General features: G+C 71.3%; 16 protein-coding genes, 2 tRNA genes and 1 pseudogene. 5 read left to right on the top strand and 14 right to left on the bottom strand.

Annotation, left to right across the window (positions count from 1 at the left end; translation table 11 throughout):
* Positions 1-3 precede the first annotated feature (3 nt).
* A complete protein-coding gene (locus D0D15_RS04445; RefSeq protein ID WP_094007388.1) occupies positions 4-603 on the top strand; it encodes a class F sortase in 600 nt (199 codons plus the stop codon).
* A gap of 37 nt (positions 604-640) precedes the next feature.
* On the opposite strand, the gene D0D15_RS04450 is transcribed toward D0D15_RS04445, so the two are convergent.
* The 5 genes from D0D15_RS04450 to gltX all read right to left on the bottom strand — a co-directional run bounded on the left by D0D15_RS04450 (position 641) and on the right by gltX (position 3,949).
* On the bottom strand, positions 641-1,177 hold the full coding sequence (locus D0D15_RS04450; RefSeq protein WP_094007389.1) for a GNAT family N-acetyltransferase: 537 nt from the start codon (positions 1,175-1,177) through the stop codon (positions 641-643).
* Between the two features lie 118 nt (positions 1,178-1,295).
* Positions 1,296-1,368, bottom strand: a tRNA-Glu gene (locus tag D0D15_RS04455).
* 62 nt (positions 1,369-1,430) lie between these two features.
* A tRNA-Gln gene (locus tag D0D15_RS04460) sits at positions 1,431-1,502 on the bottom strand.
* Positions 1,503-1,595: 93 nt separating this feature from the next.
* Positions 1,596-2,288 (bottom strand): HAD family hydrolase, encoded by a 693-nt coding sequence (locus tag D0D15_RS04465; RefSeq protein WP_094007390.1) that lies wholly within the window; start codon positions 2,286-2,288, stop codon positions 1,596-1,598.
* 179 nt (positions 2,289-2,467) lie between these two features.
* Positions 2,468-3,949 (bottom strand): glutamate--tRNA ligase, encoded by a 1,482-nt coding sequence (gene gltX, locus D0D15_RS04470; RefSeq protein WP_094007391.1) that lies wholly within the window; start codon positions 3,947-3,949, stop codon positions 2,468-2,470.
* Positions 3,950-4,087: 138 nt separating this feature from the next.
* On the opposite strand from gltX, the pseudogene D0D15_RS04475 reads away from it, so the two are divergent.
* Positions 4,088-5,256: pseudogene (locus tag D0D15_RS04475) on the top strand (FAD-dependent oxidoreductase).
* A gap of 397 nt (positions 5,257-5,653) precedes the next feature.
* Here D0D15_RS04475 and D0D15_RS04480 read toward each other — a convergent pair.
* The gene (locus D0D15_RS04480; protein ID WP_094007392.1) at positions 5,654-6,412 is read right to left on the bottom strand and encodes a fumarylacetoacetate hydrolase family protein; all 759 of its coding nucleotides are present in this window, start codon (positions 6,410-6,412) and stop codon (positions 5,654-5,656) included.
* Between the two features lie 64 nt (positions 6,413-6,476).
* Between D0D15_RS04480 and D0D15_RS04485 the strand changes: the two genes are divergently transcribed.
* On the top strand, positions 6,477-6,899 hold the full coding sequence (locus D0D15_RS04485; protein ID WP_094007393.1) for a GNAT family N-acetyltransferase: 423 nt from the start codon (positions 6,477-6,479) through the stop codon (positions 6,897-6,899).
* Positions 6,900-6,903: 4 nt separating this feature from the next.
* On the opposite strand, the gene D0D15_RS04490 is transcribed toward D0D15_RS04485, so the two are convergent.
* From D0D15_RS04490 to D0D15_RS04515, 6 genes are all read right to left on the bottom strand, one after another.
* On the bottom strand, positions 6,904-7,209 hold the full coding sequence (locus tag D0D15_RS04490; protein ID WP_094007394.1) for a hypothetical protein: 306 nt from the start codon (positions 7,207-7,209) through the stop codon (positions 6,904-6,906).
* 371 nt (positions 7,210-7,580) lie between these two features.
* A complete protein-coding gene (cimA, locus tag D0D15_RS04495) occupies positions 7,581-9,182 on the bottom strand; it encodes a citramalate synthase (RefSeq protein WP_094007450.1) in 1,602 nt (533 codons plus the stop codon).
* 235 nt (positions 9,183-9,417) lie between these two features.
* Positions 9,418-10,461, bottom strand: a complete 1,044-nt coding sequence (locus D0D15_RS04500) for a 3-isopropylmalate dehydrogenase (protein ID WP_094007395.1) — start codon at positions 10,459-10,461, stop codon at positions 9,418-9,420.
* Between the two features lie 166 nt (positions 10,462-10,627).
* Positions 10,628-13,936, bottom strand: coding sequence for a S8 family serine peptidase (locus D0D15_RS04505; protein ID WP_094007396.1), 3,309 nt, complete (start codon positions 13,934-13,936; stop codon positions 10,628-10,630).
* A gap of 110 nt (positions 13,937-14,046) precedes the next feature.
* Positions 14,047-15,645: a phosphoglycerate dehydrogenase gene (serA, locus tag D0D15_RS04510; protein WP_115944256.1), complete on the bottom strand. Its 1,599-nt coding sequence runs from the start codon at positions 15,643-15,645 to the stop codon at positions 14,047-14,049.
* A 72-nt stretch (positions 15,646-15,717) separates the two neighbouring features.
* Positions 15,718-16,272 carry a TetR/AcrR family transcriptional regulator gene (locus D0D15_RS04515; RefSeq protein WP_094007398.1) on the bottom strand — a complete coding sequence of 185 codons (555 nt, stop codon included), beginning with the start codon at positions 16,270-16,272 and terminating at the stop codon, positions 15,718-15,720.
* A gap of 77 nt (positions 16,273-16,349) precedes the next feature.
* On the opposite strand from D0D15_RS04515, the gene D0D15_RS04520 reads away from it, so the two are divergent.
* Together D0D15_RS04520 and D0D15_RS04525 are read left to right on the top strand one after the other, a co-directional pair.
* Positions 16,350-17,210 carry a TIGR03620 family F420-dependent LLM class oxidoreductase gene (locus D0D15_RS04520; protein WP_094007399.1) on the top strand — a complete coding sequence of 287 codons (861 nt, stop codon included), beginning with the start codon at positions 16,350-16,352 and terminating at the stop codon, positions 17,208-17,210.
* Complete coding sequence (locus tag D0D15_RS04525; RefSeq protein ID WP_094007400.1) at positions 17,207-18,031, top strand: TIGR03620 family F420-dependent LLM class oxidoreductase; 825 nt, start codon at positions 17,207-17,209, stop codon at positions 18,029-18,031. Before D0D15_RS04520 ends, D0D15_RS04525 begins: the two co-directional genes overlap by 4 nt.
* Positions 18,032-18,041: 10 nt before the next feature.
* On the opposite strand, the gene D0D15_RS04530 is transcribed toward D0D15_RS04525, so the two are convergent.
* Both D0D15_RS04530 and ilvC read right to left on the bottom strand, forming a co-directional pair.
* Entirely contained in the window at positions 18,042-18,284 is a 243-nt protein-coding gene (locus D0D15_RS04530) for a DUF397 domain-containing protein (protein ID WP_094007401.1), read from the bottom strand.
* A 76-nt stretch (positions 18,285-18,360) separates the two neighbouring features.
* Entirely contained in the window at positions 18,361-19,374 is a 1,014-nt protein-coding gene (gene ilvC / locus D0D15_RS04535) for a ketol-acid reductoisomerase (protein WP_094007402.1), read from the bottom strand.
* Positions 19,375-19,385 lie beyond the last annotated feature (11 nt).

Here is a 19,385-nt window from a genome sequence, read left to right on the forward strand (position 1 = left end):
GCCATGCGCAACCCGTTCGCCGGCCGGGGCGGTCGCGTTCTCGCGGCCGCCCCGGCGGTTCTGCTCGCCCTCGTCCTGACCGGCTGCGGCTCCGATCCCCAGCCCACGCAGACGGCGGCGCCCACCACGTCGGTCCCGGTGACCAAGCCGTACGACAAGCTGCGGCCGACCCAGGTGCGGATCCCGAAGATCGGCGCCGAGTCCTCGCTCATCTCGGTCGCGGTGAACAAGGACGGCGAGATCGCGGTGCCCTCGGTCGACAAGCCGATGCAGGCCGCCTGGTACCGCCTGTCCCCCGTGCCCGGCGACGTCGGCCCGGCGATCATCCTGGGTCACGTCGACGGCAACCGCCAGCCGGGCATCTTCTACAAGCTCAAGGACGTCCGGCCGGGTGACGAGATCTTCGTCGACCGCAGCGACGGCCAGCAGCTGAGGTTCGTGGTCGACCACACCACGCAGGTGCCCAAGGACCAGTTCCCGCAGGACGCGGTCTACGGCAACACCGACAAGCCGCAGCTGCGGCTCATCACGTGCGGTGGCGTGTTCGACCACGCCGAGCACAGCTACACCGACAACATCGTCGTCTACGCGAACCTGGGGTGACTCCGGTGGCACCGCGGCCCGCCGCGGTGCCACCGGCTCACCAGACGTCCCCGTCGCGCCAGTCGCAGGTCAGCTCCCCGTCGAGGTCGAGCGACCCCCCGAACACGAAGACCCCGCCCGCTTCTTCGGGCGTGGGCGTGATCCCGGACGGCGTCAGCGCCGACAGCGGCCCGCGCCAGCACATCCAGCCGCGTGCGCGGTAGAACGGGATCGCCTCATCCGACGCGCTGAGCACACCCACCTCGTACGCCTCGCGAATCACACGCTCCAGCGGCGCCATCACCAGGCCGCCGTAGCCGCGCCTGCGGCGGTCGGCACGCACTCCGACGGCCTCCACGTAGCCGGTGCGCCAGGCACGCCCCTGGTGGACCATCCGGCGCTGCACCACGGACGCGTGGGCGACCAGTTCCGGCCCCTCCCACAGCAGCGCGTGCACGCCGCCCAGGGCGTGCTCCCAGTCGTGTTCGGTCAGGTCGCCGTCGAACACCTCGGACAAGAGGTCGTGGGCCGCGCGGAGGGCCGGTGCGCCGAGATCGGCGGTGTGGGCGATCCGGAGGTTCGTGATCTCGGCCATGCCCGGAGGTTAAGCGCCGCCCCGGCGGCCTGTCACGTGAGTTGTCCAAGGTGGACGAGCGCTTTTCGTGCCAGGACAAGAAAAAACCGCCAGCCTGGTGGCTAGCGGTCCTTCGGTGTACCCCCGATGGGATTCGAACCCACGCTACCGGCGTGAGAGGCCGGCGTCCTAGGCCGCTAGACGACGGGGGCTAGGAAGTTGGTCTTCCGTGTTGCGAGAGGAACCTTACCAGAGCGGGTTTTTCCTCTTGCAGCTGGGGTACCAGGACTCGAACCTAGACTAACAGAGCCAGAATCTGTCGTGCTGCCAATTACACCATACCCCAACGGTTTGCCACTCCGATTCGCGACTCGGAGCAGCTCCGCTGGGAAGAAATATAGCCTAGCCCCGTCAGCGGTGCGTAACCGGGGGGTGGGGTTCAGCGCTGGGCCGGCACGCCGATCCGCGCGAACTCGCTGACCAGCAGCTGCGGGAGCTCGTCCAGGCCGCCGATGACGTGCACACCCTCCGGCACCGCCGTGTCACCCCCGGTGCGATCGAGCCAGACGCCCTCCAGGCCGGCGTCTCGGGCGCCCACGGCGTCGGTGTGCAGCTTGTCCCCCACGTGGGCGGCCTCGCTCGGGTCGCAGTCGAGCACCGCGCACACGGAGTGGAACATCACCGGATCGGGCTTGGCGGCGCCGACCTCCCCGGCGATGGCGACGTGGTCGAAGAAGCGGGTGAGCCCCAGGTCGGCGAGCTTGGCCCGCTGGTGGGCGCCGGAGGCGTTGGTCACAGCGGCGATGAGGACGTCCGCCGCGCGCAGCCACTCCAGGCACGGCAGGACGTCGTCGAACAGGCGCCACGAGGTGCGCAGCACCTCCTTGCGGCGGCACTCGAACCGGGCCACGTCCTCCGCTTCCAGCACGATGCCGATCTCGGCGAGGAAGCACTGGGTGCGCCGGTGGTGCATGGACGCGTAGTCGATCTCACCCGCGACCACGCGGGCGACGTGCCAGTCGGTGATGCGCTCCCACAGCGGCCACAGGTCGCCGCGGCCGATGAGCAGCGACAGCGCGCGCTTGCCCGCGGAGGTGAAGTCGATCAACGTGTCGTCGATGTCCAGGCACACCAGCCGCAGGCTGGACGGTCTCCACGGATCCGCCGGATCCCCCAGACCGGGCTCGGGGACACGGACGCGGGTAGGTGTGCCGGGACGCGCAAAATCCACCCAGCGAGGCTAGGCGAGAACTACGCTGAGCGGTTCGGCCGACAAGGTGATTCAACGCGTCGATTCGACCGCGATCGGTTCTACTCTGCGTTGCCGGGCAGAGCGTTACGCAGACGTCCGAGTGAAACTTCCCGCCCGAGCAGCTCCATCGACTCGTACAGCGGCGGCGACACGGTGCGACCGGTGATGGCGACGCGAACCGGGGCGAAAGCCTTGCGCGGCTTGAGGCCCAGGCCCTCGACCAAGGCGTCCTTGAGCGCCTGCTCGATGGCCGCGGTCTCCCACGACGGCAGCGCCTCCAGCGCCTCGATCGACGCGCGCAGCACGGGTTCGGCGTCCGGCTTGAGGTTCTTGGCGGCCGCGTCCTCCTCGGGCGCGAACTCCGCCTCCGGCACGAACAGGAACCGCACCAGCGGCGCCGCGTCGCCCAGGACGGTCACCCGCTCCTGCACCAGCGGCGCGATGGTGCGCCACGTGGTGAGCTGCTCTTCGGACGGTTCGGCGGGCAGGACCCCGGCCGCCTGGAGGTAGGGCACCACGCGCTGCGCGAAGTCCTCGGCGTCCAGCGCGCGGACGTGCACGCCGTTGATCGCCTCGGCCTTCTTGACGTCGAAACGGGCCGGGTTGGCGCTCACCTTGGAGATCTCGAACGCCCGCACCAGCTCGTCGACGGTGAAGGTGTCCCGGTCGTCGGCGATCGACCAGCCGAGCAGGGCCAGGTAGTTCAGCAGGCCCTCGCGGATGAAGCCGCGGTCGCGGTAGTTGAACAGGTTGGACTGCGGGTCGCGTTTGGACAGTTTGCGGTTGCCCTCGCCCATCACGTACGGCAGGTGGCCGAACTCGGGCGTGAACTCCGCCACGCCGATCCGCTCCAGCGCGCGGTACAGCGCGATCTGGCGAGGCGTGGACGGGAGCAGGTCCTCGCCGCGCAGGACGTGCGTGATCCGCATCAGCGCGTCGTCGACCGGGTTGGTCAGCGTGTAGAGCGGGTCGCCGTTGGCGCGCACCAGGACCGGGTCCGGGATGGAGCCGGCCGGGAAGCTGATCTCGCCGCGCACCAGGTCGTCCCAGGCCAGGTCCTCGTCCGGCATGCGCAGGCGCAGCACCGGGACGCGGCCCTCGGCGCGGTAGGCCGCGCGCTGCTCCGGGGTGAGGTCGCGGTCGAAGTTATCGTAGCCGAGCTGCGGGTCCTGCCCCTTGGCCCGGCGGCGCTCGGCGACCTCCTCGTTGGTGGAGAACGCCTCGTACAGCTCGCCGGCTTCGAGCAGGCGGCGCGCGATGTCGGCGTAGATGTCGCGGCGCTCGCTCTGCCGGTACGGGCCGTACTCGCCACCGGCGTCGGGACCCTCGTCCCAGTCCAGACCGAGCCAGCGCAGCGCCTCCAGCAGTTGCTGGTAGGACTCCTCGCTGTCCCGGGCGGCGTCGGTGTCCTCGATGCGGAACACCAGGCTGCCACCGTGGTGCCGGGCGAAGGCCCAGTTGAACAGCGCCGTGCGGATGAGCCCCACGTGCGGGGTTCCGGTGGGCGACGGGCAGAAGCGGGCGCGGACTGTCTCAGTCATAACCCGTTCAGCCTATCCCGCTTGACCAGGCGTTCGGAGAGCGCCATGCTGGTCTTATTCAACATGAGATGAATTAAGGGGATGGTGGCCATGAGCGAGCGCACGACCTGCCTCGTCGCCGGGGGCGGACCGGCTGGAATGGTGCTCGGGCTGCTGCTCGCGCGGGCCGGGGTCGAGGTGACGGTGCTGGAGAAGCACGCCGACTTCCTGCGGGACTTCCGGGGCGACACGGTGCACCCGTCGACGCTGACGCTGCTGGACGAGCTGGGGCTCGGCGAGCGGTTCGGCAAGCTGCCGCAGAGCAGGCTGGACACGGTGTCGGTGCCGGGGCCGCCCGCGCTGACGATCGCGGATTTCCGCAAGCTGAAGGTCGCGCACCCTATGTCGCGATGGTTCCGCAGTGGGACCTGCTGGACCTCCTGGCCGAGGCGGGCCGGGCCGAGCCCACGTTCCACCTGCGGATGAACACCGAGGTGACGTCGCTGATCTCGGAGGCGGGCCGGGTCGCCGGGGTGCGGTACCGGACGGCGGAGGGGACGACGGGTGAGATCCGGGCGGACCTGACGGTGGGGTGCGACGGGCGCTGGTCGGTGGTGCGGCGGGAGGCGGGGCTGCGGCCGCGGGAGTTCCCGGTGCCGATCGACACGTGGTGGTTCCGGCTGCCGCGGGACGGGGACGAGAAGGCGGAGCTGACGCCCGGGATGCGTGACGGGCACTTCGCGGTGGTCATCCCGCGGGAGGGCTACTTCCAGATCGCGTACCTCGCGGCGAAGGGCCTCGACGGCCGGTTGCGCGCGGAGGGGGTGGAGGCGTTCCGCGACCGGATCCGCAAGGTGCTGCCGCAGCAGGCGGACCGGGTGGACGCGATCACGTCGATGGACGACGTGAAGCACTTGGACGTGCGGCTCAACCTGCTACCGCGCTGGCACCGCGAGGGGGTGCTGTGCATCGGGGACGCGGCGCACGCGATGTCGCCGATCGGGGGCGTGGGGATCAACCTGGCGGTGCAGGACGCGGTCGCGACGGCCCGGTTGCTGGCGGGACCGTTGCGGCGGGGCCGGGTCAGCGGACGTGACTTGGAACGCATCCGGCGACGCCGCCTGCTGCCGACGCTGGTGGTGCAGGCGATCCAGCGGACGATGCACCGGATGGTGATCCGCCCGGTGATCGAGGGACGGCGAAACGGGCCGCCGCGCGCCCTGGTGGCGGTGATGAACGCGATCCCGGTCGCGCGGCGGATTCCCGCTTACGTCATCGGGGTGGGCTTGCTGCCGGAACACGCACCGAAGTGGGCCCGGCGGGATTGAGGCAGGAGCGCGAACCCGGCGGCCGGCGACGCAAGCGGCCCGGCACCCGGCTGACCGCGCGGCAGCCCTGCGAACCTCAAGCCGGCAACGCAAGCGGCCCGGCACCCGGCTGACCGCGCGGCAGCCCAACAAACCGCCGGCCGGCAACGCAAGAAGACCGACCACGCCCCAGACCTCCCCCGCCCCCGATCCACAGCCGATCTTTGGTCGCCGATCAGGCGTGTCAAGGTACTCTTTCCCGCCTTGACACGCCTGCTCGGCGACCGAAACACAATCCGGAATCGGGGGCGGGGGAGGTCGGCACCCAAGGCGACCTTCCGGCGCCGTAGGCGCCCCCCGCGCGAAGCGCAGGGAAAGATCTCCGGGACGACCATCCGGCTCCACTTTTGGGCCTTGCTCAGGCGTTCTGCACCGGGTTGGTCAGCGTTCCGATGCCCTCGATCGTGATCGACACCGTCTGTCCGTCCGTGATCTGCCCGACCCCGGCCGGCGTGCCGGTGAGGATGACGTCCCCGGGCAGGAGGGTCATCACGCCCGACACGAACTCCACCAGCTCCGGGATCTTGTGGATCAGCAGCGAAGTCCGCGAGTCCTGCTTGAGCTCACCGTCGACCTCGGTGCGGATGGCCAGGTCGGACGCGTCCACGGCGGTCTCGATCCACGGGCCGAGCGGGCAGAACGTGTCGAAGCCCTTGGCACGGCCCCACTGGCCGTCCGACTTCTGCAGGTCCCGCGCGCTGACGTCGTTGGCGATCGTGTAGCCGAGGATCGCCGCCGGGGCCTGGGCGGCCTTCACGTTGCGGATCGGCTGTCCGATGACCACGGCGAGCTCGCCCTCGAAGTCCACCCGCTGCGACGCGGCGGGCAGCTTGATGGCGGCGTTCGGCCCGATGACGCTGGTCGACGGCTTGAGGAACATCATCGGCGACTCCGGCACCTCGTTGCCGAACTCGGCCGCGTGCTCGGCGTAGTTCCGGCCGATCGCGATCACCTTCGACGGGAGGATCGGCGCGAGCAGCCGCACGTCGGCGAGCGAGAACCGCTTGCCCGTGTAGTTCGGCTGTCCGAAGGGGTGGTCGGCGATTTCCAGGAGCTCGTCGCCGTCGACGGAAGCGAAGGCGACCCCACCGGCATGAGCAACTCGAGCTAGACGCACGCACCCAGCCTAGTCAGCCGCCCCCACCCGGGCACGGCGGCCTGGGAACCGCCATGATCGAGGTGTGGCAGACCTCCTCGTCGCGGAAGAACCGGGCCCGGCCGCCGCCGAACTGCTCGCGTTGTACGACTCCGTGGGCTGGTCGGCCTACACCCGGGATCCCGAGCTGCTGCGCGCCGCGATCGCCGGCTCGTCCTATGTGGTCACCGCGCGCCGCGCCGGACGCCTGGTCGGCCTGGCCCGCGCCCTGTCCGACGACGCGACGATCTGCTACCTGCAGGACGTGCTGGTGCACCCGGGAGAACACCGCCGCGGCATCGGTCGGCTCCTGGTGCGGGCCGTGCTCGACCGTTACGCGGCGGTCCGGCAGAAGGTGCTGCTCACCGACGACGAACCGGCCCAGCGCGCGTTCTACGAATCCCTCGGCTACACCGAGATCCGCGACTACGGCCCGGGCACCCTCCGCTCGTTCGTCCGGTTCGACTGACACCTCACTTCGACGCCCACACCACGCCACCCAGGTCGTGGTGGCCCGCGTGCAGGACGGCGAAACCCGGCTCGCGGAAGCCGGCAGCGCGCAACAGGTCCAGCCACTCCCACCGGCTGCGCAAGCCGCCGCGGTCCCACCAGCCGTCGGCGGCGGCGAAGAGCACGTCGAGCGCCCACGGGATGCCCTCGGACGTCGTCGGGCTCGTGCCCTCGGCCAGGACCAGCCGGCCGCCGCCGGTGATCATGTCACCCAGCCGGCGCAGCGCCATCTCCTTGTCCGCGGCGCAGTGGACGGTGTTGGTGGCCACGACGGTGTCGCATGCGGCGCCACTCCTCGAACGGCACCCCCTCGGCGACCGCCGGCCAGGCCGCCACGAGGGCGTCGAGCGCGGCGGTGCGCCTGCCGGGAACCGCTTGCCATGACGGGGAACGCGCCGCGGTCAGCGCCAGCGCGCGGCGAACTCGCTGGACCACCCCGGTAGCCGCGCATCCGGCGCGCGGAGCCACACCTCCCCGTCCCGCGAAGAAGGTCACGGGGTCGAACTTCTCGGTCAGCACGAGTGGCTCGTCCGTGAGCCGCGTGGCGTTGTCCGGGAGGTCGTCGAGGATTGCCCGCCACGGCTCCACGGCACCACCGTGGCGGCTCACGCACGACGAGCGCAGGGAGGCGAGTCCCGCCTCAGCAGCGGGAGCTCTTGTGCGCCAGCGCGTCGCACAACGCGAGCCAGCTGGCTTCCACGATGCTGCCGTGCACGCCGACCGTCGTCCACTCCTGGTCGCCGTCGCTGGACTTCAGCAGCACCCGGGTGACCGCGTCGGAGCCCGGGTGGCTGGGCAGGATCCGGACCTTGTAATCGGCCAGCTCGACGCTGTCCAACCAGGACAGCGACGGGGACAGCGCTTTCCGCAGCGCCGCGTCCAGCGCGTGCACCGGGCCGTTGCCCTCGGCGGTGGCGATCACCCGCTCCCCCGCCACGTGCACCTTCACCGTCGCCTCGGAGACCACTTCGCCGTCACCGCGGTGGTCCAGCACGACCCGGTACGACTCCAGCGTGAACGGCGGCTCGGCCGGGCCGTCGACCTCCTTGCGCAGCAGCAGTTCCAGCGAGGCGTCGGCGGCCTCGAACGACCAGCCCTCGGCCTCCAGCTCCTTCACCTTCGCCACCACGCTCGTGACCGCGTCCGGCCGGCCGGCAAGGTCCACCCCGAGCTCACGTCCCTTGAGCTCGAGGCTGGCCCTGCCGGCCATCTCGGTGACCAGGACCCGCATGTCGTTGCCGACGGAAGACGGATCGATGTGGTTGTACAACAACGGATCCACCTTGATCGCGCTCGCGTGCAGCCCCGCCTTGTGGGCGAAGGCCGACGACCCGACGTAGGCCTGGTGGGTGTCGGGGGCGATGTTCGCGATTTCGGCAAGGGCATGGGAGACGCGGGTCAGCTCGGCCTCGGCCCCGGTCGGGAGCACGTCCATGCCGAGCTTGGTCACGAGGTTCCCCGTCACGGCGAACAGGTCGGCGTTGCCGGCCCGCTCCCCGTACCCGTTCGCGGTGCACTGCACGTGCGTCGCGCCGGCCTGGACCGCCGCGATGCTGTTGGCCACGGCGCAGGACGTGTCGTCCTGGCAGTGGATGCCGAGCCGGAAGCCGGTGCGCGCGGCGACTTCCCGCACGGTGTCGGCGATCCCGAGCGGCAGCTGACCGCCGTTGGTGTCGCACAGCACGACGACGTCCGCGCCCGCGGTGTACCCGGCCTGCAGCACCCGCAGGGAGGTGTCCGGGTCGAACGCGTAACCGTCGAAGAAGTGCTCGGCGTCGAGGAAGACGCGACGGCCTTCGCCGACCAGGAACGACACCGTATCGGCCACCATCGCGCACGCCTCGTCGACGTCGACGCGCAGCGCGCGCTCGATGTGCCGCCGGTCGGACTTCGCGACCAGCGTCACCACCGGCGCCCGCGAGTCGAGCAGCGCGCGCACCTGGGCGTCCTCGGACGCCTTCGCGCCGGCCTTGCGGGTCGATCCGAACGCGACGAGCGCGGCGTGCTTGAGGATCAGCTCGCCCTCGGCGGCGCGGGCGAAGAACTCGGTGTCCTTCGGCAGCGCGCCCGGCCAGCCGCCCTCGATGAAGCCCACACCCAGCTCGTCCAGCAGACGCGCGACCGCGAGCTTGTCCGCCACCGAGTAGGAGATGCCTTCACGCTGGGCACCGTCCCGCAACGTCGTGTCGTACAGGTGGAAGTCGTCACCGAGCGGCAGTCCGGCTGGCTCCGTGCGGGTCACGGTCATCTCCTATGCGTGGTGGGAGGCTTCACGGGCAACAAAAAAACCTCCCGCGGATGCGAGAGGTCTGCGCGCCAGGTGTCCGATGCGGACACTACCCGGCGCGCCTGCCGATAATGATCACGGCGAAAGATGAAGCCATACCCGCATCATGCCACACCGGCGCGCGAAAGGGCAAAAAACGCCGTGGCGGCCACCCCCGGATCGGGAATGGCCGCCACGGCGGAAAAACCGGTCAGGCGACCGGTCGCGCGTTCGACGAGACCAGGGCGGCCAGGCGGTCGCCGATCGCCTGGGTGGTGCCCGGGTTGGCCTGGTCGCGCGTGGCCAGGTCGAAGGCGACGGACGCCTCGATGCGGCGGGCCGCCTCGCGCTGCCCCAGGTGGTCCAGCAGCAGCGACACCGACAGCACGGCGGCGGTCGGGTCGGCGATGCCCTGCCCGGCGATGTCCGGCGCGCTGCCGTGCACCGGCTCGAACATGCTCGGGTTCCGGCGCGTGATGTCGAGGTTGCCGCTGGCCGCGAGGCCGATGCCGCCGGTGACCGCGGCCGCCAGGTCGGTGATGATGTCGCCGAACAGGTTGTCGGTGACGATCACGTCGAAGCGGCCCGGGTCGGTGACCATGTGGATCGTGGCGGCGTCGACGTGCGAGTAGGAGACCGTGACCTCCGGGTGCTCCAGCGACACCTCCTCGACGATCCGCGACCACAGCGACCCGGCGTGCAGCAGCACGTTGGTCTTGTGCACCAGCGTGAGGTGCTTGCGCGGCCGCTCCTCGGCCCGCTTGAACGCGTCGGCCACCACGCGGCGGATGCCGAACGCGGTGTTGACGCTCACCTCGGTGGCGATCTCGTGCTCGGTGTCCTTGCGCAGCAGGCCGCCGTTGCCCGCGTACGGGCCCTCGGTGCCCTCCCGCACGACCACCATGTCGATCTCGGCGTTCGGGTCGCCCAGCGGGCCGCGCACACCCGGGTACAGCTTGGCCGGGCGCAGGTTCACGTGGTGGTCCAGCTCGAACCGCAGGCGCAGCAGCAGGCCGCGCTCCAGGATCCCGCTGGGCACGGTCGGGTCGCCGACCGCGCCCAGCAGGATCGCGTCGTGCTGCCGGAGCTCGCCCAGAACCGACTCGGGGAGCAGTTCGCCGGTGGCGTGCCAGCGGGCCGCGCCGAGGTCGTAGTTCGTGTACTCCACTGTCGGAGCGACCTCGCCGAGTACCTTCAGGGCCTCGGTGATCACTTCGGGTCCGATCCCATCACCTGGGATCACCGCCAGCCGCATCAGACACCTCCGTCGATCAGGGCCACGGGGCTCGTTCGCACCCGTTTGCCCACATACTCCAGCGACGGCAGGTTACCGGCTGTCGCCAACGAGCCGAAGCGGCACCACCCTTATGACGGAATCTCCCGACAAGTGAGACACCCGGACGGTGGATTCGCCCCGGTCGTCAGCCCAACGACCCCCCGTTCACCCGGATCACGCTCACCCGGTTGCCGTTGCCGTTGTGGTGCTTGAGCGCGAGCAGCCCGAGCACCGTGTCGGTCGACGCCGGGTTGCGGGTGACCTCCAGCACAGTGCCCGGCTTCGCCGAGTAGCTCAGCGCGGCGCCGACGGCGCCGGAGACCGAGTAGCCCGGCGCGAGCGCGTCGAACGTCATCGGCGTGCTGATGGCGTCGATGAGCCCGTTCGCACTGCTGGGCGCCACGTAGTACCCGGTGGTGCCGACGGTGTAGCTGATCTTGTGCGAGGCCGCGTCCGGATCGATGCCCAGCGCCGCGATGCTGACCGGCAGCAGCACGACGTTGGTGTCGAACACGTTGGTGTCCACGTCCCCGAGCTGTCCGTTGACCGCCTGGATGTCCACGCTCGGGAAGCCCGCGGCGTTCAGGTCGACGGTGTTGACCAGCCAGACGTCGGTGCCGCTCGCCTTGGTGACGTAGGACTCGAAGTCCGGCACCCCGTCGCCGGTGGTGTCGATGTCGACGAACGGGATCGTGTTGCTGCCCAGGTTCGCCCAGTTGCCCCAGGTCGAGATCCCGAAGGCGAGCAGCGCCTGGTCGGCGTGGCCCTCCCGCCGCGACTGGGCGATGGTCGACGCGGCGCCGACGTACTGCAGGTCACCGCCCTTGGCGGTCTCGTTGATGGTGCAGCCGTCGGTCAGCCTGCCCCGGCATTCGGGCAGCCGCGGCGAGGAACCCTGCAGCTCCAGGACGCTGATCAGCGACTCGTAGCGCTGGCTGCCGGTGCCCTGGTCGACGCCGCGGCCGGTGAGCGTGAACCGCGCGGTGTCGCCGGTGAAGTTCAGCGACCGCGGGGTGTCGATCGACGACACCGGCTTCGGCGCCGCGTAGACCGGCACGCGCAGCGACGGGGTGTTGCCGCCGGGCGGCGGGCTGAGCACGACCCGGCCCGAGGCGTCGGCGACGAACTGACGGGCCATCCCGGCCTGCTCGGTCGCGACCGTCGGGTCGATGACCTTGCGCAGCGCCGTGGGATCGGTGATCCGCAGCGTGACGCGCACCGAGGCGGTGCCCCGCGGCGGCACCGTCACCGAGCGGTCCGACAGCTGGTACTGCACGCCGGGCAGGTTGGTGATGCCCTCGTACGCCACGTTGTAGCGGGCCCAGCTGGTGCCCTTGTTGACCACCTGGATGGTCTTGGTGAGCGTGGTCGGCCGGTCCACCTCGACGGTGCCGAAGGTGACGCTGACCGCGCCCCGGTCGTCCCGCGAGTAGGCCAGCACCTGGTCGTTCAGCGCGGCCTGGGTGTCCACCCGGCCGGCGCCGACGCGCTGCGGCGCGTAGGTCTTGCCGTCGGCGACGATGTCGTGCCCGGCGGTGTTCATCACCAGGGCCTTGATCTCCTCGACGGACCAGTCCGGGTGCGCCTGCCGCAGCAGCGCGGTGACGCCCGCGGTCAGCGGCGTGGCCATCGACGTGCCGGACAGGACCGTGCGGTTGTTGCCGCTGCCGCGCAGGGCCGACGAGATCGTGTCACCGGGCGCGGACACGTCCGGCTTGACGGCCGGGCCGCGCACGCCGCGCGAGGTGAACGAGCTCGGGGTGTCCACGATCGCCGGGTCGTAGGTCTGCAGGCTCGCGCGGCCGGCGCCGTAGAGGCGGACGGTCAGCGTGCCCGCGTCCAGCGCCGGGCGGATCTGGCTGGTCGCCGAGGCGGTGAACTGGAACATCGGGATGGCCGAGTTGCCCGCGATGCCGGCGGCGAAGTGCTCCAGGCCCGAGGACAGCAGGACCCCGGCGGCGCCGGCGGCCTGCGCGTTGTTGGCGCGCACGGCCGAACCACAGGCGCGGGTGGCGTCGTTGTCGTCCCACTCCAGCCACGCGAACCTGCCCGCGACGGCGGCCTTGTCGGCGTCGGAGTAGGGCGCGCAGCCATCGGCGTTGGCCGACGACAGCTTCGCCACCGCGGCGGTCCGGTCGAGGGTGTCGTAGCCGGTGTAGTTCTGGCTGTACTGGCCGCCCTTCGGGCCGGCGATCCCGGCCGGGGCGGTCACGTCCGCCGCGTCCCGCAGGACCGAGACGTCCCGGCTGGACGCCACGGTCAGCGCCTCCGGCGTGTTGCCCGGCGAACCGCCGACGTCGTAGAGGTCACCGCCGTTGCCCTGGGCGATGACCGACAGGACGTCGTTCGCGGCGAGCTTGCGCACGAACAGCGAGTCCGGGTCGTCCGGCGCGCCGAAGTCGCTGCCCAGCGACAGGTTGACGATGTCGAGGCGGTCGTCGAAGTCACCGTCGCCGTTCGGGTCCAGCGCCCAGTCCAGAGCCTGCGAAGTGACGTCGGTGGAGCCTTCGCAGCCGAACACCTTGATCGCGTACAGCGAGGCCTTGGGCGCCATGCCCGGGCCGATCTTCATCGCGTTCAGCGAGTCGGCGGTGAGCTTCGAGTAGTCGCCGGTGAAGGTGCTGCCGTCGGCGTTGACGCCGTACCCGGCGACGGTGCCGGCGACGTGCGTGCCGTGCTCACCGCACGCGATCGGGTTCGGGTCCGGCTTGGGGGTGTCCGCGCCCTCGGTGCCGGCGTCGTAGTCGTCGCCGACGAGGTCGGTGCCGCCGACCACCTTGGCGTTGGGGAACAGCGGCGTCGGCGCGGCCCGGTCGACCGAGTCGTAGGCCGCCTTCGTGCCGGGGCCGCCGAAGTCGGCGTGGGTGTAGTCGATGCCGTCGTCGATGACACCGACCTTGATGCCGTCGCCGAGGCGGCCGGTCTGCTGCCACGCGGTGAGCGTGTTGGTCAGCTGGGCGGCGCTGTTGTTGCTGCGCGTCTTCGGCACGACCGTGCGGATCGACGCGACGTCGGGCCGGGCGGCCAGTTCGCGGATCTTCGCGGCGTCGGCGGTCACCACCACACCGGGCACCGCGTTCGCGGTCGAGTACAGGACCTCGGTGCCGGCGTCCAGCGAACGCAGCTGGCCGAGCACGGAGTTCACCACCCCGGCGACCCCTGCCTTGGCGTTGTTCGCCGCCTGCTTGGCGCGGTCCTTGCCGGCGCCGAGCTCGGCGTTGAAGGCGTCCACCGCGGGCTGGTGGGTCAGCTCGATGAACGCGGTCGTCCGGCCCGAGGCCGACGCCAGACGCGGGGACAGCTTGCCGCGCAGGCCGTCGTCGGCGACCTTGGCCGCGGGCTTGCCCGCGGCGAGCGGTTCGTCCTGGGCCGCCGCGCTGCCCGACGCGAAACCGGTCGCGGCGAGCGCGGCGGCGAAGACGGCGGCGAGCGACCGCCGGGTCCTGTTTCTCATGCTTGTTCGCACCCTCACTCCGGATCAAGGCGAGGGTGCGAACTTAGCCCGTGCCCCGGCGGAAAGCCTAGAGCGGATCGGAGTAATCCGACTTTGGGAGGTACTCCGCGTTACGCGAACGTGATGGCGCGGATCGTGCGGGCGCCGACGGTCGCCGCGATCGGCTCCAACAGGTGGGAGTCGACCTCGCGGTCGACGCGCAGGATCATCACCGCGTCCGACCCGTCGGTGGTCTGGCTGATCTGCGCCGCCTCGATGTTGACCGAAGCCTCACCCAGCAGGGTGCCGACGCGGCCCATGATGCCCGGGCGGTCCGGGTACTCCAGGAGCAGCATGTGGCCCTCGGCGCGCAGGTCGAAGTGGCGGCCGTTGACCTCGACCAGCTTCTCCACCTGGTTGTTGCCGGTGACCGAACCCGACACCGACAGCACGCTGCCGTCGTCGTGCACCGCGCGCACGGTGACCAGGCTGCGCCAGTTCGGGCTCTCCGGCTCGGTGACGATCTCGGTGCGCACGCCGAACTCCTCGGCCAGGCGCGGCGCGTTGACGAACGTGACCTGGTCCTCGACCACGCCGGAGAACACGCCCCGCAGCGCGGCCAGCGACAGCACGCTGACGTCCTCCGACGACAGCTCGCCGCGCACCTCGACGGTCACCGCCGACGGCGCCTTCTGGCTCAGCGCGGCCAGCACGGTGCCCAGCTTCTGGGTCAGCGGCAGGTACGGGCGGACCTCCTCGCCCACCACACCGCCGCTGGCGACGTTGACCGCGTCCGGCACGAAGTCGCCGCGCAGCGCGAGCAGCACCGACCGGGCGACGTCGGTGCCCGCGCGGTCCTGCGCCTCGGCGGTCGAGGCGCCCAGGTGCGGGGTGACCACGACGTTGGGCAGGCCGAACAGCGGGCTCTCGGTGGTCGGCTCGGTGACGAACACGTCGATGCCGGCGCCGCCCACGTGGCCGTTGCGGATGGCCTCGGCCAGCGCCTCCTCGTCGACCAGGCCACCGCGCGCGGCGTTGACGATGATCACGCCGGGCTTGGTCTTCTTCAGCGCCTCGGCGTCGATGAGGCCCTTGGTCTCCGGGGTCTTGGGCAGGTGGATCGAGATCGCGTCGGCGCGCTGGAGCAGCTCGTCCAGGCTCACCAGCTCGACGCCGAGCTGGGCGGCGCGGGCGGCCGAGACGTAGGGGTCGTAGGCGACGATCTTGGTGTCGAACGCGGCCAGGCGCGCGGCGAACAGCTGGCCGATCTTGCCGAAGCCGACCACGCCGACGGTCTTGCCGTTCAGCTCGACCCCGCTGAACGAGCTGCGCTTCCACGCGCCGCCCTGCAGGCTCTGGTCGGCGGCCGGGATGCGGCGGGCCACGGCCAGCAGCGGCGCCCCGGCGTGCTCGGCGGCCGAGACGATGTTCGAGGTCGGCGCGTTGACCACGAGCACACCGCGCTCGGTGGCGGCCGGGACCTCGACGTTGTCCAGGCCGACCCCGGCCCGGGCGACGACCTTCAGGCGCGTGCTCGCGGCCAGCACCTCGGCGTCCACCTTGGTCGCGGAGCGGACCAGCAGCGCGTCGGCGGCCTTCACGGCCTCCAGCAGCGCGGGGCGGTCGGTGCCGTCCACGTGCCGGACCTCCACCTCGTCGCCGAACACGGCCAGCGTGGACGGAGCGAGCTTTTCGGCGATGAGGACGACCGGCTTGCTGGGGTTGGTCACGATGGGGCTCCCGTGGACGCGGCTGGGCTCAAACGACGCCCGCGAGTCTAGTCGCGCTGCTCACCGGGGTTCTCAACGGGAGCGCAAGCCGGTGAAGACGAGATCGAGAAGCCGGTCCGGGTCACCGGCGTGCTCACCGGCCCAGCCCGCCGCGTGCACCATCAGCAACACCTCGTCGGGCTTCAGGTCCGCGCGCAGCTGACCGGATTCCTGCGCGCGGGCGACCAGCCGGGCGACGGCCGCGCGCATCCCGGCACAGGCGGCGTGCAGGTCGGAGGTCTCGTCGTCGAGCGCGCCGGCGGTCGCGTCGGCGAGGCCGCGGAACGTGGTGGCGGCGTCGAGCAGGCTCCGCGCGAAGGTGCGCAGGGCGGCGAGCGGGTCCCGGTCTTCGAGGAGTTCTTCGGCGGTGCGGGCCTGCGCGTCGAACCGCTCGCCGAGCAGGGCGACCAGCAGCGCCTCCCGGGTCGGGAAGTGCCGGTAGAGCGTGCCGATCCCGACCCCGGCCCGGCGCGCGATCTCCTCCAGCGAGGCGTCCACGCCGGACTCGGCGAACGCCGTGTGCGCCTCCGCCAGCAGCCGCTCGTAGTTGCGGCGGGCGTCGGCGCGGAGGGGACGGGTGCTGTTCATCACGATCCACTTTAGGCGTGACAATCCGGAGGCTGCCTCCGTAGAGTGAACCGGAGGACCCCTCCGAAAGGATTCCGATGACTTCAGTCGGTGTTTGGCTCTACGGCGGTCGCCCGGCGACCGCCGAGGTGGAACGGGAGCAGCTGGCGCGGCTCGACGCGCTCGGCTACGCCTCGGTGTGGATGGGCGAGACCGTCGGCGGGCGGGACGCGTTCGCGCGGTCCGCGGTCTTCCTCGGCGCGACCGGGCGGATCACCGTGGGTACGGGGATCGCGAACGTGTGGTCGCGGCCCGCGGTGACCGCGCAGGCCGCGGCGCGCACCGTGGCCGAGGCCCATCCCGGGCGGTTCGTGCTCGGCCTGGGGATCGGGCACCCCTTCCAGGCCGCGAACCTCGGGCAGTCGTTCGCGAAACCGCTGCGCGGGATGCGGGACTACCTGTCGCGGATGGACGAAGAGGCGGCGGCGAACCCGCCGGCCGAACCGTTCCCCCGGGTACTGGCGGCGATCGGGCCGCGGATGCTGGAGCTGGCCCGGGACGCCGCCGACGGCGCGCACCCGTTCGCGATGCCCGTCCAGCACACGGCGTTCGCGCGGGAGATCCTCGGGCCGGGCAAGCTGCTGATCCCGCACCAGTCGGTGCTGCTGGAGACCGATCCCGCGGTGGCGCGCGCGAAGGCGCGGGCGACGGTGAGCCAGATCCTGCAGGTCGAGGCCTATGCCCGTGGGTGGCGGGACTCCGGCTACGACGAGGTGTCCGACCGGCTGCTGGACGCGGCCGTCGCCTGGGGCGACGAGGAGGCGATCGCGCGGCGGGTGCGGGAACAGCTGGACGCGGGGGCCGATCAGGTGCTGATCGCCCCCACCGGGACGGACCTGCCCGGCGCGGTGGACCAGCTGACGCGGCTCGCGCCGGCGCTGCTGGGGGTGGCCGCGTGAGCGTCGGCATCTGGACCTTCTCCTTCGACGCCGCGCCGATCGGCCAGGTGCGCGAGGCCGCCGCCGAGATCGAGGAACTCGGGTTCGACAGCCTGTGGTTCGGCGAGTACCCGGGCCGCGAGGCGCTCACCCAGGCGGCACTGCTGCTGGGTGCGACGTCCCGCATCACGGTCGCCACCGGCGTCGCCCGCTTCGACCGGCGCAGCCCGGCCGGTGTCGCGGGCGGGGCGCGCACCCTGGCCGAGGCCCATCCCGGCCGGTTCACCCTGGGCCTGGGCGGGCACGCGCGCGGCGCGCGTCCCGTCGAGAGCATCCGGGCGTACCTGGACGAAATGGACGCCGCGGAGTTCACCAGCCCCGAGCCCGTGCCACCGCCGCGCAAGCTGCTCGCCGCCCTGGGACCGCGCATGCTGCGGCTGGCCGCCGAACGCACCGACGGCGCCCACCCGTACTTCGTGCCACCCGAGCACACCGCGCTGGCACGGGAGATCATGGGGCCGGACGCCTACCTCGCGGTGGAGCAGGGCGTGGTGCTGGACCGGGCGCGCGGCCTGGACATCGCCCGCGCGGAAGTGGGCTTCTACCTCGAACGGACCGAGCACCACCGGGTCAACCTGAAGCGCCTCGGCTTCACCGACGACGACCTCGCGGGCAGCGACCGGCTGGTCGAGTCGGTCATCGCCGTCGGCGAGGAGGCGATCGCCGGCCGGGTCAAGGCCCATCTCGACGCGGGCGCGGACCACGTGTGCGTGCAGGTGATCACCGGCGAACCCGGCCTGCCCCTGGACGGCTGGCGGCGACTGGCCGAACTCGTGCTCTGACGGCGGCCGGTCAGTCGGCGGTCAGGCCCGCCAGGTCGTGGAACTCGCCGTCGCGGGCGCCGGCCACGAAAGCGTCCCATTCGGACGGTGTGAAGACCAGCACCGTGCCGTCCGGGTCCGTCGCCTTGCGCAGCGCCGTGTAGACGAGGCCGTCGGTGTGCTCGACGTGCGCGAACTCCAGCTCACCTCCGGTCGCCTGCCACCGGGCGCCGGTGAGATCCAGTTCCTCGCGAACCCGCACCTTGTCGTCCACGCGATCACGGTAACTCCGGATGGAAAAAGGGACCGCTCCGGGGGCGCACCCCGGAGCGGTCCCTCCCGCGGAGAACTCAGGCGGTCTCGGTGATCGGCCGGTCCACCCACGACATGAGGCCGCGCAGCTTCTTCCCGGTCTCCTCGATCGGGTGCTGCTCGCCGGCCTCCTGCAGCTTGCGGAAGGTGGCGCGGCCGGTCTCGTCCTCGCCGACCCACTCGCGGGCGAAGGTGCCGTCCTGGATCTCGCCCAGGATCTTCTTCATCTCCTCCTTCACCGCGGGCGTGATGACACGCGGGCCGCGGGTGAGGTCGCCGTACTCGGCGGTGTCGGAGATCGAGTAACGCATCCGGGCGATGCCACCCTCGTACATGAGGTCGACGATGAGCTTGAGCTCGTGCAGCACCTCGAAGTAGGCGATCTCGGGCGCGTAACCGGCCTCGGTCAGCACCTCGAACCCGGTCTGCACCAGCGCGGAGGCACCACCGCAGAGGACGGCCTGCTCACCGAACAGGTCGGTCTCGGTCTCCTCCTTGAAGGTGGTCTTGATGACGCCGGCGCGGGCGCCACCGATGGCGGCGGCGTAGGACAGCGCCAGCGCCTGCGCGTTGCCGGAGGCGTCCTGCTCGACCGCGATCAGGGCGGGCACGCCCTTGCCGTCGACGAACTGGCGGCGGACCAGGTGGCCCGGGCCCTTCGGCGCGACCATCGCCACGTCCACATTGGCCGGCGGCTTGATCAGCTCGTAGCGGATGTTGAAGCCGTGGCCGAAGAAGAGGGCGTCGCCGTCCTTGAGGTTCGGCTCGATGTCCTCGCTGTAGATGAAGCGCTGCTTGGTGTCCGGCGCGAGGATCATGATCAGGTCGGCCTCGGCGGACGCCTCCGCCGGGGTGAGCACCCGCAGGCCCTCCTCCTCGGCCTTCGCGCGCGACTTCGACCCCTCCGGAAGACCGATGCGCACATCGACCCCGGAGTCGCGCAGGCTCAGCGCGTGCGCGTGGCCCTGGCTGCCGTAGCCGATCACCGCGACCTTGCGACCCTGGATGATGCTGAGATCGGCGTCGTCGTCGTAGAAGATTTCGACAGACATGAGGGGGATGA

The sequence above is a fragment of the Amycolatopsis thermalba genome (assembly GCF_003385215.1).
Classification (GTDB): Bacteria; Actinomycetota; Actinomycetes; order Mycobacteriales; family Pseudonocardiaceae; genus Amycolatopsis_E; species Amycolatopsis_E thermalba.

Coding starts and splice junctions, on each gene's coding strand:
- D0D15_RS04445 (WP_094007388.1), top strand. CDS start 4: ATGCGCAACCCGTTCGCCGGCCGGGGCGGTCGCGTTCTCGCGGCCGCC.
- D0D15_RS04450 (WP_094007389.1), bottom strand. CDS start 1,177: ATGGCCGAGATCACGAACCTCCGGATCGCCCACACCGCCGATCTCGGC.
- gltX (WP_094007391.1), bottom strand. CDS start 3,949: ATGACTGAGACAGTCCGCGCCCGCTTCTGCCCGTCGCCCACCGGAACC.
- D0D15_RS04500 (WP_094007395.1), bottom strand. CDS start 10,461: ATGCGGCTGGCGGTGATCCCAGGTGATGGGATCGGACCCGAAGTGATC.
- D0D15_RS04505 (WP_094007396.1), bottom strand. CDS start 13,936: ATGAGAAACAGGACCCGGCGGTCGCTCGCCGCCGTCTTCGCCGCCGCG.
- D0D15_RS04515 (WP_094007398.1), bottom strand. CDS start 16,272: ATGAACAGCACCCGTCCCCTCCGCGCCGACGCCCGCCGCAACTACGAG.
- D0D15_RS04520 (WP_094007399.1), top strand. CDS start 16,350: ATGACTTCAGTCGGTGTTTGGCTCTACGGCGGTCGCCCGGCGACCGCC.
- ilvC (WP_094007402.1), bottom strand. CDS start 19,374: ATGTCTGTCGAAATCTTCTACGACGACGACGCCGATCTCAGCATCATC.